Origin of the sequence: Oceanobacillus sp. E9 (assembly GCF_001741975.1) — a bacterium.
GTDB classification, from domain to species: domain Bacteria; phylum Bacillota; class Bacilli; order Bacillales; family Amphibacillaceae; genus Oceanobacillus; species Oceanobacillus kimchii.
The window spans coordinates 217,735-239,768 of the sequence record NZ_LSNA01000006.1; the positions used below are offsets into that span (position 1 = coordinate 217,735).

20 protein-coding genes are annotated in these 22,034 nt (G+C 36.2%); 14 read left to right on the forward strand and 6 right to left on the reverse strand.

What is annotated here, in order from left to right; all coding sequences use genetic code 11:
* The first annotated feature begins 12 nt into the window (after window positions 1-12).
* Together AQ616_RS07970 and AQ616_RS07975 are read left to right on the forward strand one after the other, a co-directional pair.
* A complete protein-coding gene (locus tag AQ616_RS07970) occupies window positions 13-789 on the forward strand; it encodes a hypothetical protein (protein WP_069685481.1) in 777 nt (258 codons plus the stop codon).
* 33 nt (window positions 790-822) lie between these two features.
* On the forward strand, window positions 823-1,308 hold the full coding sequence (locus tag AQ616_RS07975) for a hypothetical protein (RefSeq protein WP_069685482.1): 486 nt from the start codon (window positions 823-825) through the stop codon (window positions 1,306-1,308).
* Between the two features lie 328 nt (window positions 1,309-1,636).
* Here the strand turns inward: AQ616_RS07975 and AQ616_RS07980 are convergent, their stop codons facing one another.
* Both AQ616_RS07980 and AQ616_RS07985 read right to left on the reverse strand, forming a co-directional pair.
* Window positions 1,637-2,107, reverse strand: coding sequence for a DUF3887 domain-containing protein (locus AQ616_RS07980; RefSeq protein ID WP_069685483.1), 471 nt, complete (start codon window positions 2,105-2,107; stop codon window positions 1,637-1,639).
* Between the two features lie 14 nt (window positions 2,108-2,121).
* Window positions 2,122-3,435: an alpha/beta hydrolase gene (locus tag AQ616_RS07985; RefSeq protein ID WP_084822448.1), complete on the reverse strand. Its 1,314-nt coding sequence runs from the start codon at window positions 3,433-3,435 to the stop codon at window positions 2,122-2,124.
* Window positions 3,436-3,574: 139 nt separating this feature from the next.
* On the opposite strand from AQ616_RS07985, the gene AQ616_RS07990 reads away from it, so the two are divergent.
* The 6 genes from AQ616_RS07990 (at window position 3,575) to AQ616_RS08015 (ending at window position 10,899) form a co-directional block, all read left to right on the forward strand.
* Window positions 3,575-3,982 (forward strand): secondary thiamine-phosphate synthase enzyme YjbQ, encoded by a 408-nt coding sequence (locus tag AQ616_RS07990; protein ID WP_017797919.1) that lies wholly within the window; start codon window positions 3,575-3,577, stop codon window positions 3,980-3,982.
* A 34-nt stretch (window positions 3,983-4,016) separates the two neighbouring features.
* Complete coding sequence (locus tag AQ616_RS07995) at window positions 4,017-4,751, forward strand: tyrosine-protein phosphatase (RefSeq protein WP_069685484.1); 735 nt, start codon at window positions 4,017-4,019, stop codon at window positions 4,749-4,751.
* A gap of 175 nt (window positions 4,752-4,926) precedes the next feature.
* On the forward strand, window positions 4,927-6,708 hold the full coding sequence (locus AQ616_RS08000; protein WP_084822449.1) for a sigma 54-interacting transcriptional regulator: 1,782 nt from the start codon (window positions 4,927-4,929) through the stop codon (window positions 6,706-6,708).
* Between the two features lie 143 nt (window positions 6,709-6,851).
* The gene (locus tag AQ616_RS08005; protein ID WP_069685485.1) at window positions 6,852-8,051 is read left to right on the forward strand and encodes an iron-containing alcohol dehydrogenase; all 1,200 of its coding nucleotides are present in this window, start codon (window positions 6,852-6,854) and stop codon (window positions 8,049-8,051) included.
* Between the two features lie 22 nt (window positions 8,052-8,073).
* Window positions 8,074-9,417: a GntP family permease gene (locus AQ616_RS08010; RefSeq protein ID WP_069685486.1), complete on the forward strand. Its 1,344-nt coding sequence runs from the start codon at window positions 8,074-8,076 to the stop codon at window positions 9,415-9,417.
* Between the two features lie 21 nt (window positions 9,418-9,438).
* The gene (locus tag AQ616_RS08015; RefSeq protein ID WP_017797914.1) at window positions 9,439-10,899 is read left to right on the forward strand and encodes a CoA-acylating methylmalonate-semialdehyde dehydrogenase; all 1,461 of its coding nucleotides are present in this window, start codon (window positions 9,439-9,441) and stop codon (window positions 10,897-10,899) included.
* Between the two features lie 442 nt (window positions 10,900-11,341).
* Here AQ616_RS08015 and AQ616_RS08020 read toward each other — a convergent pair whose 3' ends face one another.
* The gene (locus AQ616_RS08020; protein WP_084822450.1) at window positions 11,342-13,504 is read right to left on the reverse strand and encodes a YhgE/Pip domain-containing protein; all 2,163 of its coding nucleotides are present in this window, start codon (window positions 13,502-13,504) and stop codon (window positions 11,342-11,344) included.
* A 236-nt stretch (window positions 13,505-13,740) separates the two neighbouring features.
* Window positions 13,741-14,094, reverse strand: a complete 354-nt coding sequence (locus AQ616_RS19785; protein WP_017797912.1) for a hypothetical protein — start codon at window positions 14,092-14,094, stop codon at window positions 13,741-13,743.
* A 249-nt stretch (window positions 14,095-14,343) separates the two neighbouring features.
* Between AQ616_RS19785 and AQ616_RS08030 the strand changes: the two genes are divergently transcribed.
* Window positions 14,344-15,216 (forward strand): transporter substrate-binding domain-containing protein, encoded by an 873-nt coding sequence (locus tag AQ616_RS08030; RefSeq protein ID WP_069685487.1) that lies wholly within the window; start codon window positions 14,344-14,346, stop codon window positions 15,214-15,216.
* Window positions 15,217-15,386: 170 nt separating this feature from the next.
* Here AQ616_RS08030 and AQ616_RS08035 read toward each other — a convergent pair whose 3' ends face one another.
* Window positions 15,387-15,638 carry a GlsB/YeaQ/YmgE family stress response membrane protein gene (locus AQ616_RS08035; protein WP_017797910.1) on the reverse strand — a complete coding sequence of 84 codons (252 nt, stop codon included), beginning with the start codon at window positions 15,636-15,638 and terminating at the stop codon, window positions 15,387-15,389.
* Window positions 15,639-15,981: 343 nt separating this feature from the next.
* Here AQ616_RS08035 and AQ616_RS08040 point away from each other — a divergent pair, with 343 nt between their 5' ends.
* Window positions 15,982-17,952, forward strand: coding sequence for a methyl-accepting chemotaxis protein (locus AQ616_RS08040; protein WP_069685488.1), 1,971 nt, complete (start codon window positions 15,982-15,984; stop codon window positions 17,950-17,952).
* Between the two features lie 401 nt (window positions 17,953-18,353).
* Here the strand turns inward: AQ616_RS08040 and AQ616_RS08045 are convergent, their stop codons facing one another.
* Entirely contained in the window at window positions 18,354-18,614 is a 261-nt protein-coding gene (locus AQ616_RS08045; protein ID WP_240490480.1) for an aspartyl-phosphate phosphatase Spo0E family protein, read from the reverse strand.
* 615 nt (window positions 18,615-19,229) lie between these two features.
* Here AQ616_RS08045 and AQ616_RS08050 point away from each other — a divergent pair.
* The 4 genes from AQ616_RS08050 (at window position 19,230) to AQ616_RS08060 (ending at window position 22,021) form a co-directional block, all read left to right on the forward strand.
* On the forward strand, window positions 19,230-20,246 hold the full coding sequence (locus AQ616_RS08050) for a flagellin N-terminal helical domain-containing protein (protein WP_069685490.1): 1,017 nt from the start codon (window positions 19,230-19,232) through the stop codon (window positions 20,244-20,246).
* Between the two features lie 83 nt (window positions 20,247-20,329).
* Window positions 20,330-20,506 carry a YjfB family protein gene (locus AQ616_RS08055; RefSeq protein WP_069685491.1) on the forward strand — a complete coding sequence of 59 codons (177 nt, stop codon included), beginning with the start codon at window positions 20,330-20,332 and terminating at the stop codon, window positions 20,504-20,506.
* Window positions 20,507-20,610: 104 nt separating this feature from the next.
* A complete protein-coding gene (locus tag AQ616_RS19595; RefSeq protein WP_168156635.1) occupies window positions 20,611-20,757 on the forward strand; it encodes a hypothetical protein in 147 nt (48 codons plus the stop codon).
* A 229-nt stretch (window positions 20,758-20,986) separates the two neighbouring features.
* Entirely contained in the window at window positions 20,987-22,021 is a 1,035-nt protein-coding gene (locus tag AQ616_RS08060) for an ABC transporter substrate-binding protein (RefSeq protein WP_069685492.1), read from the forward strand.
* The last annotated feature ends 13 nt before the right edge of the window (window positions 22,022-22,034 follow it).

Genomic DNA, 22,034 nt, shown 5'->3' on the forward strand with positions numbered 1-22,034 from the left:
GGGGTCAAACAAATGAAAGTAAAAGGTTTAAAGAAAAAGATCATTGCAGGATTGTTCGCAACAAGTGTTGTGATTAGTTCAGGTGTTGTGTTTGCGAGTACACCAGCTGGTGAAGGATTACGTGATTGGTACAACGGACTATTTAATGAAAGTGTAGCTTCTATCGAATCTGAAGTGGAAAGTATGACAACTGAACGTTTTAGTGAATTGGAATCGGAATATGCTCAAGTAAAATCAGATGCAGCGATAAATATTGATTTATCACGAGAATTATCTACTGGCCAGTCTCTTGAAGAAATCATTTCTGCAAAATTAGATCATATTGAAGGAATAGATGCAGAGAAAGCGGCAATTTTAGAAAGTATTGGTTATGAATATTATAATGTGTTTTTAGATGCTTATCTAGAAATTGATCGATTGGCTAGTGAAGGCGAGGCATTTGCTACAAATGATTTAACCAATTATACATCTGACCTTGGTGATGAAGCAGTAACACAATTAACTACAGACTTGACGACTGCTAAAGAGAATGCGGTGCAGGAGTTAGAAGAAGCAATTCGAGCTGCACAGGAAGAACTTGCAGCTGAAGTGAGTAGTCATGAAACAGCAACAATTGAAAATTTATCTAATTGGTTAGGGTGGACAATCGATGATTTACGAGCATCTGTAACCACTTTGCTTGATGAGCTGGTAACTGAACAAGAAGCAATTATTGTAGCAAAAGCAAAAGAACTTGAAGATGATGCTAAAGCTGCTTTAGATGCTGTTGTTGAAGGAATTAATCAATAAGCAAATTTTTAAAAGTGATAGGAGGCCAATACTATGAACCGAAAGAGACATAATTCAGATTTAAAATGGAAGTCGGTAGCCAGAAAAACATTGGTTATTTTCTTTCTATTGATTGGCTGTACTATTCATGTAACTTTTGCGAATACTGATATGCAATCTTTGATCAGTAGTTGGTTTGACACCAAGACGGATGAATCGGTAAAAACGATGGAAGAAGAATTAAATCGAGTAAAACAACAACAGCTAGAGCGACTTCAAATGGAAATTCGTTCGCAGATGGATACCGTTGATCAAGAGCTACAAATATTGCTTGACCAACAAATTATGGAACGATCCTCAGAGTTAGAACAATATGCTGATGAAATTATTCAAGATATCGAAATTTCGCCAAACAACATAAATCAAGAATTACAAATCGAGATGGATGCTATTATTATCCAAGCTAAAGATGACATGGACTTGCTTAGGAAAAATAATTCCATTCAAAACGATAATATAATTGAATCAGAAAAAGATTGAAAGAGAGATTGGAACAAAAGTATTTAAGCAAAAGATAAATCCGAATGAATGCCCTTTGAAAATCAGCTTTAGAAATATACTTCGTTTAGGTGAGCCTCCGGTTTCTCCGGATTTCGGGGCCTCACCTATACCTCAATTCCACAAGACAAGGAAAACCTCGACAGCATTGCATCGCACATAGAAAATCGAATTTTGATTTTCAAAGAGTCTCCTTATATTTCTTACGCTTATTCCAGCTATCATTCGTCCTTTGACTAAAACTTTTTGTTGTGTCCCAACCTCACTATCAACGAGAGATTTGCCACCTTGTTAATCTCAAGGGGCGAGGTTACTTTGGATAAATATAAAAACCAACAATCTCATTTGCATTATCCAAAGCAACATTGAACTGTGCATTCCCGCCAGCAAATAATCCATCGTAAATAAAGATGTTAATTCCTTGCTCCTCTGTCGAACTCACTAGTTCAAAACTAACAAAAGAACCGATATCACTTGTCACGGTATTCCATACTTCTTCTAATTGTTCTTCTGTAATTTCTTCCTTCATTTGTTCACTCAAATCATTATAAGCTTCTGTTATTTGTTCATTTACAATCTTGTCTAGAAATGCTTCTGCAGTTGCTGTCTTCTCTTCATCAAACTCAGGTGATTCGCTTTGATTATCATCAGATTCTTGATTGGTCTCTTCTTCTTTAGAAGTTTCTTCTTGTTCATTATTAGCTGACGTATCATCATTCACTCCACAAGCGACTAGCAGTATTGATAACATTGCAATAAGTATAAATAGTAGTTTCTTCATATAATTGCTCCTTTCTAATTGGTTTGTTCATGAATCCATTTTCCAATATCTTCAATCACTTGTTCATCTACATGACCAGGAATCGAATACTCTTCTACAGTTCCTTTATTTGTGCCTTCAGAAGTGATAAAGAAATGATTTAACTCTGGATAGCTTTTAAATGTCACATCGATTTTTTCCTCTAATAATTGTTGCCACATAGTAAAATCTTGTTCCATCGTTACTTGAAAGTCTGCTTCTCCTTGTAAAAGTAACATTGGTTTATTGGAGTGAAGCGCGATCTCACCAACACTATGTTCATCCATTTCTTTTAAGTAATAACCGTTGATAGTAAAGACCTCAGTTTCTTTCGCTTCTTCATCCGTCATATCGATTAAAGCTCCGCCAACCCGTTTTTCTTCTTCCAACATTTGAATCGATTTATTTTTTTCCTCTTCTTCATTCACTAGCTTATCAAGGAAATACATATTCTGATCATATATAATTTCCCATAACGGTCTTGGTGATCCAGCTAATATAACCATACCATCTGTATCAGCTTGTTGATCGATTCTTGGAGCAAGCATCCCTCCAAGACTATGACCTATGACGAAGATAGCGTCTGTTTGAATTCGATCATCATCTTTTAATAGTTCTGCTGCAAGAACCGCATCATCAATGGTCTCTTCATTCACAGTCAAATCATTACCGAATGTAGCTTCCATATTTGGATATACAAACGTGCGTTTTGGATAACGGAGTACAGCTATGCCTTGTTCAGCTAAGCCATAGGCAAGATCTTGAAATGGAGCATATGCATAAACTGTCTCATCTTGATCTGATGGTCCAGATCCATGGACGAGAATAACACCGGGTAAGTCCTCATCACGATTCGTTGGTAAAGTTAACGTGCCTTCTAGCTCAAAATCAGTACCTTCACCGATTATCATCTTTTCTTCTTCTACATTACTTGGTAACGTTTTCTTCTTTTGCATAGGTTCCATATGAAATCCGACAAGTTCTGATTGTTCCCATGTCATACGTACCTTTATAGAAGATTCTGTCTGCTCTACAACACCTTCAACAACATGAAATGATTGCTGCTCGCTTGATTCCAATTCTACTTTTGCGTTCCCATTTATCGGCATTGCTTGCCAATAATCTTGAAGTTCCTCTTTAGAATAAGTCTCTTGTAACTGTTGACTAAAATAGTTATCCCTTACATCTTCAAAGTTCCCTGCAATTAAGTTGTCGATGATCTCTTCTGATTGTTCTTCCAAAGTTCTATCGGAAGAACAAGCTACTAGCAATAATATAATAAACAAGATGATAACAATACGAGTTCGCATAGATTCCTCCCTTTTATATAATTGGATAAATATGTATACGAATGAACCGTCAAAAAAGTTTCAAATATACTCAATTATTTGTTGTTAAACCGATTATTCGTTATGATATGCATAATAGAAATAACTAGGAGGGATTGGAATGGCAAGCAATGTACAATCATTTCAAATACAAACGGATCAAAAACAAACCTTTATCCGATTAGATAATTACTTGAATGATATTTTGAAGCAAAGTAATGTCCGAGAAGGAATCATGGTTGTATTTTGTCCTCATACAACAGCTGCAATAACGATAAATGAAAATGCTGATCCAGATGTGAAGAAAGATCTTTCTCTTGGTTTAAATGAAACTTTTCCAAATAAAGATGGATACGTGCATTTTGAAGGGAATTCCGATGGTCATATGAAATCATCCCTTGTTGGAGCAAATGAAACATTAATTATCTCTGATGGAAAATTAATTTTAGGAACATGGCAAAGTGTTTATTTTAGTGAATTTGATGGACCAAGAAACAGAACAGTGTACGTTAAAATAATAGAAGGCTAAGATATATAGAAGCTATTGAGAGGGGAATCTTAGTATGAATGATGCTTTACTTTTAAATCCAGCAAGACATATTGATATCGATGGTGCTGCGAATATTCGAGACCTTGGCGGTTATCCAACGAAAGAAGGTAATATGACGAAGTGGGGGAAATATTTTCGGAGTGATTCGTTACATGCTCTACCTTTAGAAAGTGAAAAGTATTTAGCTAGAGAAAAAGGTGTTCAATCGATTATTGACCTTCGTTTGTCCTTTGAAGGAAAGTACAAGCACATTGATCAACTATCATATGACTATATCAATATCCCGTTATTAGACCCAGCCACGTTCACTACGAAGATACCAAAATCGTTAGTCGATATGTATTGCATGATGTTGGATTCGAGTCAAAAGCAATTTAAAGAAGTATTTCAACATTTTATTCATGCAGGGGACAACCCAGTATTATTTCACTGTCGAGTTGGAAAGGACCGAACAGGTGTCTTAGCTGCAATGTTGCTAGATTTAGCAGGTGTATCTCATGATTTGATTATAAAAGATTATGCACTTACGAGTAAGTATAAACCGGTAACAGAAGAAGCATTACGTAGTACTCCTCCTCTTATGACGAAGAAACAATTTCGAAGTATGTTATTATGTGAACCAGAATATATGGAACAATTTTTACGTTATTTATATGATAACTATGGAAGTACGGAAGGCTTCCTCCATAAAATTGGATTTAGTGAGAAAGAGAGGGAGCAATTAAGAACTTCGTTTATAGAAGAATAAAATCGATATAAGTAGTTGCCCAGTATGGTGAGAATACTGGGTAACTTTTTTAATATATAGTAAACAGTGAAATGTTAGTGACAAATATTTATATCAATTAAATTTTGAATTTTTAAACTTACACTGAAACCAATGTATAATAGAAACTAAGATTAAAACGAAAGGGGAGATAAGCTTGAAACAGGGACATCAGATTATAAAGGACTTAACAGTTACGAATTGGATGATAAAAAAATGGATATATGTTCTTTCCACTAATTCTATGAAAGAAGCTGCCAAATTATTTAATAAGATAGATGCAGACTTTATTACAGTAATAGATAATGGCAAGCCAATTGGAATCATTACAGGTAAATCAATTGTACAAGCTTTTTTAGATCATGGAGAAAATATGCCAGTTACTGAATACATGTCTCGAAATCATTTTCAACTTGTTCATGCTGATCAATTTATTATAGACGTGTGTAAACTTCCGACATCCAATTGTTTAGTAGTGGACGATGAACATAGAGTAATAGGGATACTAACCTCTAATGAGATTCAACGGGGATTAGTACACTATATAAATGAATTAGATCAATCATTTCATTCTGCAGAGATCGTAGAGGTTATTCTCGAAAGTGCCTATGAGGGTGTGGCAATGGTAGATAGAAACGGAATAATAGTCGAATTTAATGAAGCCTATAGTCGTTTTACTGGAGTCGATAAAAAGGATGCAATTGGACATCCGGTTCAAGAAGTAATTGAAAATACAAATCTTCATCGTACAGTGAAAACAGGAATAGCAGAACGTGGTGTAATTCAATACATACAGGGACAGCCAATGGTAGTACACCGAATCCCGGTATGGAGGAATGGAGAATTAGTAGGTGCGATTGGAATGCTGATATTTGAAGGAGTAACGGAACTATATCAAATCTATGATCGTTACCAAGAGAAAAAACAAAAAATGAAAAACGAAAAGTATCCAAAGAAAGAAATTAGTCATCAATTGCAGAGCGATAATTATTTGGAACAAATTATCGGCCAAAGTGAAGAGTTAGCTAAATTAAAACGGATGACAAGAAAAGTTGCCCAGACAGAGGCAACTGTATTAATAACAGGGGATAGCGGGACAGGAAAAGAACTATTTGCAAAGAGTATTCACCATTTGAGTGATTATAAATCTGGACCATTTGTTTGTGTGAATTGTGGGGCAATACCTGAGCAATTGTTTGAATCTGAGTTATTTGGTTATGAAGATGGCTCATTTACGGGTGCAAAACGAGGAGGAAAAATAGGGAAATTTAAACTTGCGGACAATGGAACGTTATTTCTTGATGAAATTGGAGAAATGCCTCTTACCATGCAGACGAAATTACTAAGAGTAATCCAAGAAAAAGAGTATGAAAAAGTAGGTGGATTGACAAAGCAACCATTAAAAGCAAGAGTAGTTGCTGCTACAAATCGTAATTTGAAAGTGATGGTAGAGAAGGGTACCTTTAGAGAAGATTTATATTATCGCATTAATGTAATCGAATTACATATTCCTCCTCTTCGAAAAAGAGAAAGAGATATTCCATTACTTATATCTTCTTATCTACTAACGATTTGTAAAAAGTATAACATACAGAAAAAAGATATAACGGCAGAAGCGATGGGAGTACTAATGAAATATAAGTGGTATGGAAATATTCGAGAGCTTATTAATACAATAGAAAAGCTTGTCATATTAACTGAGGGTGACATGATTCACTATCATCATCTCCCAAACTATATGAAAAGAGAAGAGTTTACGATAGATAATCAGTTATCACCCATGCATCAAGTCAAACACCAAGAACATATGAGAGAAAGTGAGTTAATAAAAATTACATTAGAACAAACTGGTGGGAATAAAACCAAAACGGCTCAGAAATTAGGTATACATCGAACCACGCTCTATCAAAAATTAAAGAAGTTTGGTATTGAGATGTAGTGTAGATAAATTCCTACACAATACTACAATAGTGTAGTGTTTTCCCTACACCTTTTTTGTTAGTCATTGGCATAGAAGTCATTATTATTTGGCATGATTTTTGCATAGTAATGAGAGAAAGGAAAAAGGGGAGGGAAGAGAGAATGCAAGAGTATGCAGTTTTTCGTACGCCGGAGACAATAAATTATGGGAGAAATGCGTTTGAAAAGATAGGGGTAGAAGCAGCAGCACGTGGCCATAAGGCAATTATTATTACCGATAAAATAATGGAAAAGTTGGGGTATGTAAGTGAATGTAGAGATTTACTTTGTAAGGAAGAAATTGAATGCGCTGTCTATTTAGGGGTTGAATCCGAGCCCACAGATCAATATGTGGAAGAAGCATTGCAATTATTAAAGAGTGAACAATGTGATGTTGTTATTTCCCTAGGTGGAGGAAGTTGTATCGATACAGCAAAAGCAATTGCAGTGATTGCAACGAATGGTGGCTATATTGGGGATTATATGGGAATGAAAAAATTAGCAGAACTACCACCTTTACCACATATCTCCATTCCGACAACAGCTGGTACTGGTTCAGAAGCGACCGATGCTACGATAATTACAAACACGAGTAATAATGTAAAGATGATGATTAAACAACCAGTTTTTATGCCAAATGTTGCTATTGTGGATCCATTATTATCGTTATCTTCTCCGAAATCCGTTACGGCGGCGACTGGAATCGATGCATTAAGTCATGCAATTGAGGCATATATCTCTCGAAAAGCTCAACCGATGACAGATATGTTAGCGCTTTCTTCGATGGGAAAAATTGTAAACAGTTTAAAAAGTGCATATGAGAATGGAGACAATGTTCTAGCAAGAGAAGAGATGTCTTTAGGTTCTCTACAAGCAGGTATGTCTTTTACGAACGCTTCTGTTTGTCTTGTCCATGGAATGTCGAGGCCAATCGGTGCTTTGTTTCATGTTCCACATGGTTTTTCCAATGCCATGTTACTTCCTGCTGTGCTTGAGTTTAGTAAAGAACATTGTGTGAAGCGGCTTGCGGATTTAGGAAAGTTTTTTGAACCTGATCTTTCGGGAGTATCTGATAAAGAGGCAGCAGATATTGCAGTAGAGTCGGTGAAAGAGTTGTGTTTTGATCTAAATATTCCAAACTTAGAAGGTTGGGGGATTAATCAATCGGAGTTTCAACAAGTGATCAGCAAAATGGCAGTGGATGCATTAGCGAGTGGCAGCCCGGAGAACAATCCGAGAATACCTACAAAACAAGAAATAGAGAAACTGTATCAAACTTGTTATAGCTATCAATTTTCATCACATAAGTCGGTAAGTAATTAAACCGAGAACAGGGGGAGAAATGATGGAATTTCTAGGTATGATTGGATTATTGGTATCACTAATAGTTTTAATTTACCTTACAATGAAAGGTGTAAATATCATCATTGGAGCTATTATTAGTTCAGTGATCGTAGCACTAACAGGGGGATTAAGACTTGATATTGCCTTAATGGATAATTATATGACCGGATTTACGGGCTATTTTGCGTCATGGTTTTTTGTTTTCTTATTAGGCGCAATATTTGGTAAAATAATGCAAGAGACGAAATCAGCGGATAGTATTGCTCAATGGATTAAAAAGCTATTGGGACCAAAACGAGCAGTATTTGCAGTTGTAGCTGCTGCAGCTATTATGACATACGGAGGTGTGAGTTTATTTGTAGTGGGGTTTGCTGTATATCCTATCGCTGTCTCTTTATTTCGATCAGCAAATTTACCACACCGATTCATTCCTGCGGCTCTCGTTTTCGGTTCTATATCATTTACGATGACTGCACCTGGTTCACCAGAAATTCAAAATATTATACCTACTGAATTTTTTGGCACTACTCCAACAGCAGGCGGATGGATTGGTGTCGTATGTGCACTGTTGATAATGACTTTAGGTGGTTTATGGCTAGGTTCTATGGTGAAAAAAGCTACTGCCAAAGGAGAAACCTTCTCTTTGCCAAATGGAGGGCGAGAGGAATCAGCTGCAAGTATGGAAGCTAATCTTGCACAACAGGAATCTGATCCGAAAAAAGAGGACTTGCCAAATATCATTATTTCCAGTATTCCACTTGTATTAGTCATTGTGCTTTTAAATGTATTAGGACAATTTATGAACCCAACAATTGCATTATTAATCGCTTTATTAGTAGGTATCACAGTTGCATGTTTGACAATGCTTCGTTTTCTTACTGAATTTTGGAACTCACTTGCAACGGGAGCGCAAAATGCGTTAGTAGCTTTAGCTAATACTTGTGCCGTAGTAGGATTTGGGAGTGTTGCTGCTCAAGTATCAGCATTTGATTCGTTAATCACTGGTTTGGTGAATTTACCCGGACCGCCATTGATTGGTTTAGCTATAGGTGTAACTGTCATTTGTGCTATTACAGGGTCTGCTTCAGGCGGATTAGGAATTGCGTTGCCTATCCTAGCTCCTATTTATTTAGCACAAGGGTTAGATCCAGGATCGATGCATCGTATATCCGCTCTAGCTTCAGGAGGATTGGATTCTCTTCCGCACAATGGATATGTTGTAACCACAGTTCGTGCGATATGTGGAGAATCACATGGAAGGGCGTATAAACCAATTTTAATGGTGAGTGTAATTTTACCTACTATTGTGCTAGCGTTGGCAGTTATTTTGTACACCATATTTTAAATTTACTTAGGAGGGCTTTATATGACACAAACTACAGTAAAAATCGTTAAAAACTATATTGGTGGAGAATGGATTGACTCTCGTACAGAAAAAACAGAGGATGTCTTCAATCCAGCGACAGGAGAAGTAATTGCACAAGTGCCAATTTCAACAAGTGAAGATGTAAACAATGCGATAGAGGTGGCAAATGAAGCATTTAAGACTTGGAAGGAAGTACCTGTTCCAAAACGGGCTCGAATCTTATTTAAATATCAACAATTACTCGTAGAACATTGGGATGAGCTAGCGCAGTTAATTACGGTGGAAAACGGAAAAAATTACACAGAAGCGTATGGTGAAGTACAACGTGGAATTGAAAATGTAGAATTTGCGACTGGAGCCCCATCATTAATGATGGGAGAACAGCTACCCTCAATTGCAACTGATTTAGAATCCGGTGTATATCGTTACCCAATTGGGGTCATTGGCGGAATTACACCGTTTAATTTTCCAATGATGGTACCGTGCTGGATGTTTCCGATGGCGATTGCTACCGGGAATACCTTTGTAATGAAACCATCTGAGCGTACGCCATTATTAGCGAACCGTTTGGCAGAACTTCTAGAAGAAGCAGGACTTCCAAAAGGAGTATTCAATATAGTACATGGTGCTCATGATGTCGTAAATGGATTACTTGATCATAAAAAAGTTGCTGCTATTTCCTTTGTTGGCTCTCAGCCAGTAGCCGAATACGTATATAAACGAGGAACAGAGAATTTAAAACGTGTACAGGCACTCGCAGGAGCAAAAAATCACTCGATTGTACTAAATGATGCCAACCTTGAAAATGCGACAACTCAAATATTGAATGCAGCATTCGGTTCTGCAGGAGAAAGATGTATGGCTGCATCTGTAGTAGCAGTTGAAGAAGAGGTTGCTGATGAGTTTGTTGCTTTATTAACGCAGAAAGCGAATGAAATAAAAATTGGAAATGGGTTAGATGAAGGGGTATTCCTTGGACCGGTAATCCGTGATAAACATAAGGAACGTACGTTACAATATATTCATTCTGGTGAGGAAGAAGGTGCAAATCTTGTTCGGGATGGTCGTACAGATGAAGCAGCTAAGCAAGAAGGTTATTTTGTCGGACCAACCATATTTGATCATGTAACTTCAGAAATGAAAATTTGGCAAGATGAAATTTTCGCTCCAGTGTTGTCAATTGCCCGTGTGAATAATTTAGAGGAAGGTGTAGATTTAGCAAACGAATCTAGATTTGCAAATGGGGCATGTATCTTTACAAGAGATGGGGGAAGCGTGCGTAGATTTAGAGAGACTATCGATGCTGGCATGCTTGGTGTAAATATTGGTGTTCCTGCACCAATGGCATTCTTCCCATTCTCTGGTTGGAAAGATTCATTCTATGGGGATTTACATGCAAACGGAAAAGATGGATTACAATTTTATACACGTAAAAAAGTACTTACTACCAAATGGGTGTAGGTATACAAAGTAAAAAATTTAGAAGTAGTAAGTGTTAGGAATAGAATATGAGTTAATTCCTACTTAAGAGTTTCTTGGCTGTTAGGATAGTGATTTTCTTTTCCAAATTAGTTAAGGCTGTGGATATAAAAACAACTCATAAATTTAGCAGCATTCTATCAATAAAGAGAGGAGGTTGGGACAAAAGTAATTGGTTTTGAAAAGCCGCTTCAGAAATATACTGCGCTTATCTTAAGGCGGCTGGCGAGCCTCCGGATGCTTATGCATCGGGGGATGCTCGTCTAGGCCTCTTTCCCATAGGACAAGGAAGACCTCAAAAGCATTGCATCGCATGGAGAAAATCGATTTTTGATTTTCAAGGAGTCTCCGTATATTTCTTACGCTTATTCTAGTATCTTCTATCTTTTGACTAAAACTTTTTGTTATGTCCCAACCTGTTCTATTAATGGAATAAACCTGATTCTCGTGATTTTTTTGCTAGTTTTCTCGTATGTTTGTTAATGGGTTGCTTAAAGAATGCTCCTAAAGCAAAGAAAACAGAACCAAATAAGGCTAACACAAGCATATCTTTGATTGCTTTACTCCAGATAATTCCGCCGACAGCTTCACGTAATAAGTCGATTGCATACGTAAATGGCAAGAATGGATTGATTGTCTGGAAGAACTCGGGTAATAGCATCGCAGGGTATGTTCCTCCAGAACCGGCAATCTGTAATACAAGAAAAACAATTACCATTGCTTTTCCAACATCTCCAAATACAGAGACAAGCGTGTAAATAATCGTAATGAAAATGAAACTAATGAATAGCCCAAACAAAATAAACCATCCTGGATGTGCCATTTCTACTCCAAGAATAAAAATATCTCCAAATGTAATAATGATGGTTTGAATAATCCCAATGAGTAAGAAAGTCATCAACTTTCCAAAATACTCTTGACGTAACGTAAACTCCGAAACATGGTGAACTTCGGTGGACAACAGTGAAATTAATAATAGACCGCCAACCCAAATAGCGAGAACAGTATAGAATGGAGTCATACCCGCACCATAATTCGCAATTGGGAATACTTGAGTCTCATCCAATGTTACCGGTTCTTGGAAAAAGCTTTGCTCTGCCTCAGGATCATTCTGGAGTAAATCAATAATTTCCTGTAAATCGGCTTCATCTTGTATTTCACGGACGCGATCCGCTAATTCATTTACTTTCGTATTTACATAAGGGAATTCACCGAGTACGGTATTAATCGTATCCGTTCCTTCTTGTAGATTCCCATCCGTAGAAGCAAGAATAGATTCGACTTCTGGGATGGTTGATTGAATATCAATCAATATTCCTCTTGCCTCTTGTAACGTCCCTTTAGCCTCATCAACTGTTTGACGTACCGTTGGTTCAATTGTATCCGTATATTCAACAACAAAGGCATCTACTTGTTCATTAACCGTTTGCGAACGTTCTTTTAAATCATTGAGTAAAGTGGATACTTCGTCTTCTGTATTCTGCAACACGGTGTTAATTTCATTGGCATCTGTTTGAACGTTCTCTAATGATTCTCTTAATGATACAATCTGATCAAGTGAATCTTGAATTTGTTCGTATTCTGGTTGTTCAGGATCAAGCTGTTCTTGTACTTGATTTAGAGCATCTTCTATCGTTGTAAGACGCTCTAATCCATCATTAATTTGTGTGTCGACTTGTTCCACGATTGCATTACCACTGCCAAAATCGATATTAGAATCTTGAACATCTTGTAAGAAATCATTTGTTGATTGTGTTACTTGCTGTATCGTCTCTAAATCTTCTTGGATTTGCGGAGCCATTTCGTTTAAACGCCCCTCTGCATTATCAAGAAATGCTATCGTATTATCAATTGTATTTAGTCCATCATTTGTTGTTTCTTCTGCACGAGGAATTAATCCTTGTGCCTCATTAATTAAATCAGCAGCATTCTCTGCATCTGTTAATGTACTTGTTAATAGTTCTTCAATTTCAGGTAAACTTTCTTCAACATTAAATAAGTACTCTTCAAATCGTTCAATGTCAGGTAGATCATTTTCTAGTTGCACACCAATTTGATTAAATAAATCAAAAATAACGCCATTCACCGTCGATACAAACTGACTGCTTACATTATCAACAATCGTGCTTGCGCCACGGTTGGTCATTTGTGGGGTAATTGCGTTTACCTTTTCATTTACGTAGTATTCTACATTTGCTTTTTCTGGATTTCCGGTAGTAACCGTTCCTAGCTTTTCGGAAAAATCTTCTGGGATAATTATCACTGCGTAATAGTCCCCGTTTTCAATATGTTCCATCGCACCTTCGCGGTTATCAAATTGCCAATTCATGGAGTTATCCTCTTTTAAGGTAGATATAAGCTCGTCTCCAACATGTATGTCTTCTCCACGCACTTCTGCGCCGACATCTTCATTTACAATACCAACCGGTACTTCATCGACTTGACTGTAAGGGTCCCAAGCAGCTTTAATATTTAGCCAAGCGTATAAGGACGGTAAAATCAATAAACCGCCTAGAATAATAAGTGCAACCCAATTCGTACCTGTTTTACGAACATCCGTCGAAAAAATATTCCATATGTTCTTCATTTTATGACTTCCTATCAAGTTAATTTGTTCATACGATTATCACTATAACAAACTTTATTATACGAAAACTAGTAAGTACTCGGAAATATTTTTTGTTAGCCTTTTCATTTTAACTTGTGAACGATAGTTCGATATATAACAAAAAAAAGCCCTTTTTATTTAACAAGGGCTTATCATCACTGTATTATTGTATAGAACATTTCTGATACTATACTTTAAAAAGTTGTTGATAAAGATTAGTAATATGGTCCGTCATAATAATAAGGTCCTGGCCCATAACCTGGTGGATATGGTCCGTATCCCCATGGAGGTCCTGGTGGTCCTGGAGGCCCCGGCGGCCCAGGAGGTCCTGGTGGCCCATAATATCCAGGTCCAGGGAATAGGGCACTACCTAATAATCCTCCAGCTAATCCACCAACAAATGGCGCTAACCAGATGAAGCGTTCACCGTCATGAATAGGAGCACCATTTTCTATACGATAACTCTGATAATAGCCATAAGGTGCGTTCCAATTATAAGCATTCGTGTGATAAGGCACAAGTTGCTGCTCTTGGTGTACTACTTGATCTTCATGAAAATCATTATTCATATGCATCCCTCTTTTCTACAATCCTATATAGCAACATATGCAGTACAGTGGCCTAATGTTAAATTGGTTGTTTTATTATGTTGTAAAAGTAAACATTTGTAGTGTTGTAAAATTTCTTGTTCACACTGGTAATTATTCATTAAATATCTACCATAAAATTTGATAAACTACATTCATAAACATTTTGACAACACAATTTATTTTAAGTAGAGTTTTGTTATAATTACAAAAGCGAAAGAAGGTGCAATCTTGAAAGGAATAAATATCATACTAATTATTTTATTTTCTATCTTGTTATTAAGTGCATGTGGTAGTTCCAGTGAAGATGGGACAGACAAAAATGAAAATGGAAAGAGTACCAGCGATGATGAAAGGTGGGAAGAAATTAATACTGATGGGGAGATTGTTGTTGGGACGTCGGGTACATTATTTCCTGCATCGTATTATGAAGGTGATACTTTAACTGGATTTGATGTTGAAGTCATGCGGGAGTTAGCCAAAAGATTGAACTTGGATATTACTTTTGAAACAATGGGCGTTGATAGTATGCTTTCAGCAATTCAAAGTGGAAGAATTGATGTTGCTGCCAATCAAATTGAGTCAACAGAGAAACGAAAGAAAGAATTTAATTTCAGTGAACCATATAAATATTCTTATACTACCATGGTAGTTCGTAAAGATGATAATTCTGAAATTAATTCATTAGAAGATTTGCAAGGGAAGAAAGCTGGTGGTGGAGCAACAACAGTCTATAGCCAAATTGCAGAACATTTTGGAGCGGAAGTTGTTACTTACGGAAACGCACCAAATGAAGCATATTTACGTGATGTACATAACGGTAGAACAGATGTAGTAATCAATGATTATTATCTGCAGAAATTTGGTATCGCCGAGTTCCCTGAATTTGATATCCATTTACATCCTGAATTACGATTTAGAACAACGGAGCAATCTATAGTAATCCCAAAAGGTGAAACTCAGCTAACAACTGAAATAAATCAAGTTCTTAAAGAAATGCGTAATGATGGAACACTCTCTGATTTGGCAATTCAGTATTTTGAGGAAGACGCATCTAAAAAGCCTAATCTAGAAATGGAGGAAATAGAGGGTCTAGATCTATAACAAATGGTTTTTGTGAAAAAGGTCATCATGGTAGTCTTCCCCCTATTTAGAATTTAAGATTGAAGGATCTGAATAAGCGCAAAGCTCCAAAACAAGCAAAAAGATTCCAGTTATCTTTTGAATCAGATACTGGAATCTTTTTATTAGTCTTACTTGAAATGCTTCGATAATTATCTTCTTACAGCGCGCATAATTAAGCTAACAATAAAGATTAGAATGATTGCACCGATTAATGCCGGAACAATAAAGAACCCGCCGATTTCTGGTCCCCAACTTCCTAAAATAAATGAACCTAACCATGCACCAACAAATCCTGCTAATATATTTCCAATTATACCACCTGGTAAATCTTTTCCAACAATCAAGCTAGCAATCCAACCAAGTATACCACCTATGATTAAACTCCAAATAAAACTTAACATGTGTATCATTCCTTTCTTGAGATGTTATTACTAATAACTATATATCCTATTTATTGAATGTTTAAACCAACACGAAGAATTTTGGTTTGTACAATAGTATGACTAAATAATAGAAATATATGTAAAAAAACAGTAAAAATTAGCAAAAACTTATTTTTTATAACTACATCCAAAGTGTCATTTTAGTTGTTTAAAACAAATTAAATCCATAAAACATTAAATAACAGAAATATTTCAATATTCCATCTTCCGTATATTCTATTTATTTTATGATCGTCACACCGAAAATAAGTAGAGAGATACAAAATAATTTCTATTTTGTATAAATAAAGGAGATGCTATAGTGAAAAAATTATTTAAGAAGAAAGGCATACGTTTTAAGCTAATATTGGCATTTGCAGGGTTTTTATTAATACCGGGTTATATTATTGGTGTGCTAACATATTTTAGCTCTGTGGATCAGATTGAAGGTCAATTGAAAACAAGGATTAATGAGAATATAGATATAATAAATAGAACAATAGATAATACAATGGAATCGAAAGTACATGATGTACAAATCTTTGCAGACAATATGAATGATTCCATGTATGAAAATGAAAGTGAAGAAGTATTTCAACAGTTTTCACAATATGTGGAGTTACATCCAGAAGCAGCGAGTATATATGTTGGTACAGAAGAAGGAGAATTTATACAAGAACCTCAATTGGTTCAAGATAGCAATTATGATCCAAGAGAACGTCCTTGGTACATAGCATCCATGGAAAATACGAATGATGTTATCATTTCTGATCCTTATATCGGTGTAGGAGAAGGAAAGTTGGTAGTAACTGTATCGAAAGCTATTGAAGATGGTTCAGGAGTTGTAGCAGTAGACTTAAGTTTTGATTTTATCGAAGAAATTGCTTCTGGTATAGACATTGGCAATAATGGTTATGCGTTTCTTCTCGATCAACAACAAAATGTGATTTATCATCCAGAACTAGATAAAGGAACAAAGGCAGAAGAAGAAATATATAGCAAACTTTATGAAAGCACAAATGATGAATTTTCCTACTCTTCTCAAGGTATAAATAAGTTTGTTTATTTTGCGACAAACGATCTAACAGGTTGGAAACTCGGGGGGACAATGGATCAAGATGAAGTACAAGATGCAGCATTATCTGTATTTTTCACGACAGTAATTGTAATTGTTGCTTCACTGATAATAGGCGGAGTCTTAATTTTCTTAGTTATACGTTCCATATTGAAACCAATTCGTGAGTTGAAAGAAAAAGCACTTATCATCAGTACTGGGGATTTGACTCAGGCAATTGATGTAAAAACAACAGATGAAATAGGGCAATTAGGTAATGCATTCAATCAAATGCAAGATGGTTTAAGAGAATTAATTCATGATGTGGAATTTAATGCACAACAAGTAGCTGCTTCTGCAGAAGAATTAAATGCCAATGCAGATCAGATGACCAGCACAACCGAACAAGTTTCATCAGCAATTCAAGAAATATCTTCTAGTGCTGAACATCAATTACATGGTACGGAAGAAAGTGCCAATTCATTGGAAGAAGTATCAACAGGAGTAGAAAAAATTGTTGATAGTGCAACATCGGTATCCGGATATGTGGAAGAAATGAACAGTCAAGCAGAGGTTGGTGGACAAGCGGTACACAATACTTTAGAACAAATGAATGCAATTCAGGAGTCTGTTAATAACTCTAATCAAATGATTGAGTCTTTATTAGAACGTTCCAAAGAAGTAACTACAATCCTAAGCGCGATTACGGATATCTCGGAGCAAACCAATCTTTTAGCACTTAATGCGGCAATTGAAGCAGCAAGAGCTGGAGAGCATGGAAGAGGGTTTGCTGTTGTCGCAGATGAAGTACGTAAACTAGCGGAACAATCGCAGAGTTCTGCGAATGACATTAATGTAATTCTTGAAGGAATTCAACATGATATCCAAACTACAGTGGAGGGAATGTCACTCGTAACGGATAAGGTTTCTTCTGGAGTAGAAGTTTCTTATGATGCAATTGATAAATTTGGACAAATTATGCAGACAAGTATTAAAATTCGGCCACAAGTAGAAGAAGTAACAGCCATCTCTGAAGAAATGGCTGCAGCAGTGCAACAAGTCACTGCAACGGCGAATGATTTAGCTAATATTGCAAGAAGTAACGCAGCATCATCGGAAGAAGTTGCAGCTTCAACAGAAGAACAACTTGCATCCATGGAGGAAATCTCTGCATCAGCTAAATCTTTAACAGATATGGCAGAAGAGTTAACCGAAAAAATCGCAAAATATAACTATTAACGTATAGCACAAAAAAGACAGGAGATTATGATGGAAACACGGACGATGAAAGACTATCCGTATTACCATGTTAAGCTCCTGTCTTTTTGTAATAAGTGAGTCAATTTCATAATTGCTAAGTTGAATCTGAAATATTTTTTAGTGTGATTATATTTAATGTTCGGATTATAGCAATAATTTGGCTTTAATTGTAATGGAAGACGGCGACTCCTGCTCAGAATAACGATCTGAAGATCCATTTGAAAAGTGTTCTTCTTTTCAAGTTAGCTGAAGCCGTGCCTGTGGAAAGCGTCCGTCTGCAAAGAATATCAAAACAGTGAACATTGGGATTTCACATAAAAAATCTTATTATGAAATTGATTAATGTATTTTAATAATGAAAGATGATCGCATTATAATTTTTACAAATTTCGACTAACATCTCTTCGGGTATGTTCTTGCAAAGCGTGTGTGAGTTCATTTAATAGACTGTCTAGCGTTTGTGATAGATGAAGTACATAAGGATCTTTGGGATTACGTTCATATGCTGCATACATTTCTCTTCGTGTAGCTTCTACTTGCTGATTTAACTTGTCTACTTTGGTCATCATTGCACGCCCTCTCCAATTATCAACTTCTTGCTGCTGGATACGGCAAGAACTAAAGAATGTCAAATACACCATAGACAAAACATTATACAATCAATAGTTCTTATTACCTATTGTAATATTGTTTAAATATTTTGTCAATATAAGTAAAAAATGAAAGAATATACGGTTTTATTTTGATTGTAGGTAACCGTTATCTGCAATTATGGGTCAACTAACTCGGAAAACACTTCTTCAAGTGATTGCTTATGCTATAACTGCAGAAGTCACCATTTTTCATTACAAATAGATATGTAATTATATATTTGGTTTTAAATGAAAAAAGGAATTAAGGAATCTTGAATTTAAATCATTATACATGAATAGTGATTCAGTTGTGAAGGGAACGAAGTACTAAATCGTTTTACTATTTAATGGCAACATGTTAGTTAAAGAATTCAAATACATAAGAAAAAAAATTTTTATAAAAACTATTAAACCTTTTATCAGTTTATCCGATATAGTAAATAGATCATCAAAGAGATGATTGGTTAGGGCCTTAACGTTAAAGAAAGACATGTGTTTGAGGGGGAAGCTCAAGCAAGTCGCAATTAGTTTCGGTTTACTTTGATATTGACCTAAATGGTTAATATAGATTATCAGGACACAAGGATGTGACCTGAAAAAACAACTACATGGAGGTAGAAAATTATGATTATCAATCACAACATTTCTGCTCTTAATGCGCATCGCCAATTAGGAGCAAATCAAAACGGAGTTCAAGGATCTTTAGAAAAACTTTCTTCAGGTCTTCAAATCAACAAAGCTGGAGATGACGCTGCAGGTCTAGCAATCTCTGAAAAAATGCGTGGACAAATTCGTGGTCTAGAAATGGCTACTAAAAACGCACAAGATGGTATTTCTTTAATTCAAACTGCTGAAGGTGCATTAAATGAAACTCATTCTATCCTTCAACGTATGCGTGAACTAGCTGTTCAAAGTTCAAGTGACACTAATACTGAAGCAGACCGTGCAGAACTTCAAAAAGAAGTAGATCAATTAGCAGAAGAAATTACTCGTATTTCATCTGATACTGAATTTAATACTCAGACTTTATTAGATGGTGATTTCTCAGCTACATTCCAAATTGGAGCTAACTCAGGACAAAACATTAGCATTTCTGTAGGTGAAATGTCGGCTTCAGCACTAAAAGTTGGAGATACTTATACTGCAACAAGTGATACAGAGATTGAGTTCTCTGATGGATCAACAGCAACTTTTGAAGATGCAATAAAAGTTGGGGATGATTTAAGCGGCACTCCTGCAACTGAAGATGATGTACAAGCAGCTGGTTATTATGATGGAGCTGGAAACTTAGTACTTGCAGCAGATGCCGCATTTGAAGCAGATACTACTGGCAGTGTAGGAATTAACATTTCAAATCGTGACGAAGCAGATGCAGCAATCACTACACTAGATGCAGCTATTCAAACAGTTTCTGCTCAACGTTCTAACCTTGGTGCAGTACAAAACCGTTTAGAGCACACTATCAACAACTTAGGAACTTCTGCTGAGAACTTAACTGCTGCAGAATCTCGTATCCGTGACGTTGATATGGCTAAAGAAATGATGGAATTCACGAAGAATAACATTCTTTCTCAAGCTGCTCAATCAATGCTTGCTCAAGCTAACCAACAACCACAAGGTGTATTACAATTACTTCAATAATATAATCTTGTTATAAAGACTCTACTTTTCTAGTAGGGTCTTTTCTTTTAAGTAGAAATATTGAACAGACGAGGTGACAATTGATGGATATAGCAGGGCTATCTATCGCAATGAGTCAAGCGAATGTACAACAGCAAGTATCTTTTGGACTGATGAATAAGGTAATGAACCAATCGGAACAACAAGGTTCCAATCTATTAAAAATGCTTGATCAACCAATGCATCCTCATTTAGGTCAATCCATCGACTTAAAAGGATGAAAAATTATTGTATACAGAAAAACATAAAAAAACGTCTACGAATTTATTCAATATCGTAGACGCTTTGAGTTAATATTATATTGTTTGAGAAGCATAACAAGGCTTTGAGTGAGAAAGACGGCGACTCCAACGGGAAAGCACGAGCAGAAGATCCACTTGGAAAAGTGTACTTATTTTCTAAGTTAGCTGATGCTGGGCCCGTGGAAAGTGTCCGTCTGCAATGGAAATCAAATAGTGCGATCTGTGTTTGATATATGGGTATTGTTTTCTTGAAAAAGTATAAATCAACACTTCAATTTTCTGCAAAACTTCCTATCTTTCGCTATTCACAAATGCCTAGACGCTTGCTATGATGTGTATAACTTCATATATCTCAAGAGATGACGAGAGAAGATTAAATTTTACCCTATGTTTTAGGGATTATTTGGTCTTTTCTCTTTTTTTATGAGATATAAATATAGCAAGAGGGGGTTGTCTTATATGAAAAAGATTTTAGTTTTTTGTTTGGTGTTAGGGTTACCATTGTTTCTGCTTACAGCTTGTGCAGATGGGGGAGATAGTGGCGATGGTGATAATGGTGGAGGCGATAGTATCACGTTGTATTCACCGGAGACACCTGATTTGACGAAGCAACTTGCACAGAAATATGAAGAAATTCACGATGATAAGGTAAATGTTCATTATGCAGGGACCAATGTATTGGTTAATCAAATGATGGCTGAAAAAGGTAATCCACAAGCAGACGTCTGGTATGGCGGAGGAGGGATTCTTCCGTTTGAATCCGCAGTTGATAAGGAAATTATTACTTCCTATATTCCGGAAAGTGCTGAAGACTGGGAAGTAATTGAAAACGGTATCAAAATGAAACATCAGGATGGGTATTATACTGGGGTAGAGTTATTCGTACTTGGATTCTCTTATAATACAGATCTGGTTTCTGAAGAAGAAGCACCAAAGACTTGGGAAGATTTGTTGGATCCGAAGTGGGAAGGAAAGATTCAATTTCCGAATCCAGCAGCATCTGGTACATCAACTCTTATGGTACTTAGTTATATGATGCAATACGGTGAAGAAGAGGGATGGGAATATTTTCAAAAACTAAAGGATCAAGCAAATTCAATTCCGGATTCTGGTTCTGCGCCTACAAAAGCTGTAGCGATGGGAGAAGCGCATGTTGCGGTTGGGTTTGATTTTATGGCATATGAACACCAAGCGAATGGAGAGACTGTTGACTTTATTGTTCCAGATAAAACGCCAATACTGTCTAATCCAATGACACTAGTAAAAGATGGACCAAATCCTGAAGGCGGGCAGAAATTTATGGAGTTTATGCTGAGTGAGGATGCACAGCAAATTCTTGCGGACTGGTATCATATTCCGATTAATCCAGACATAGAATCGAAGACACCTTTGTCCGTTGATAATATTAGTAATCATGCGGTAGAACTTGATATCGACTGGGTGAATGAAAATTATGATCGAATACGAAATGAATGGAATAGCAAAATTAAGTAAAGGATGATCAATC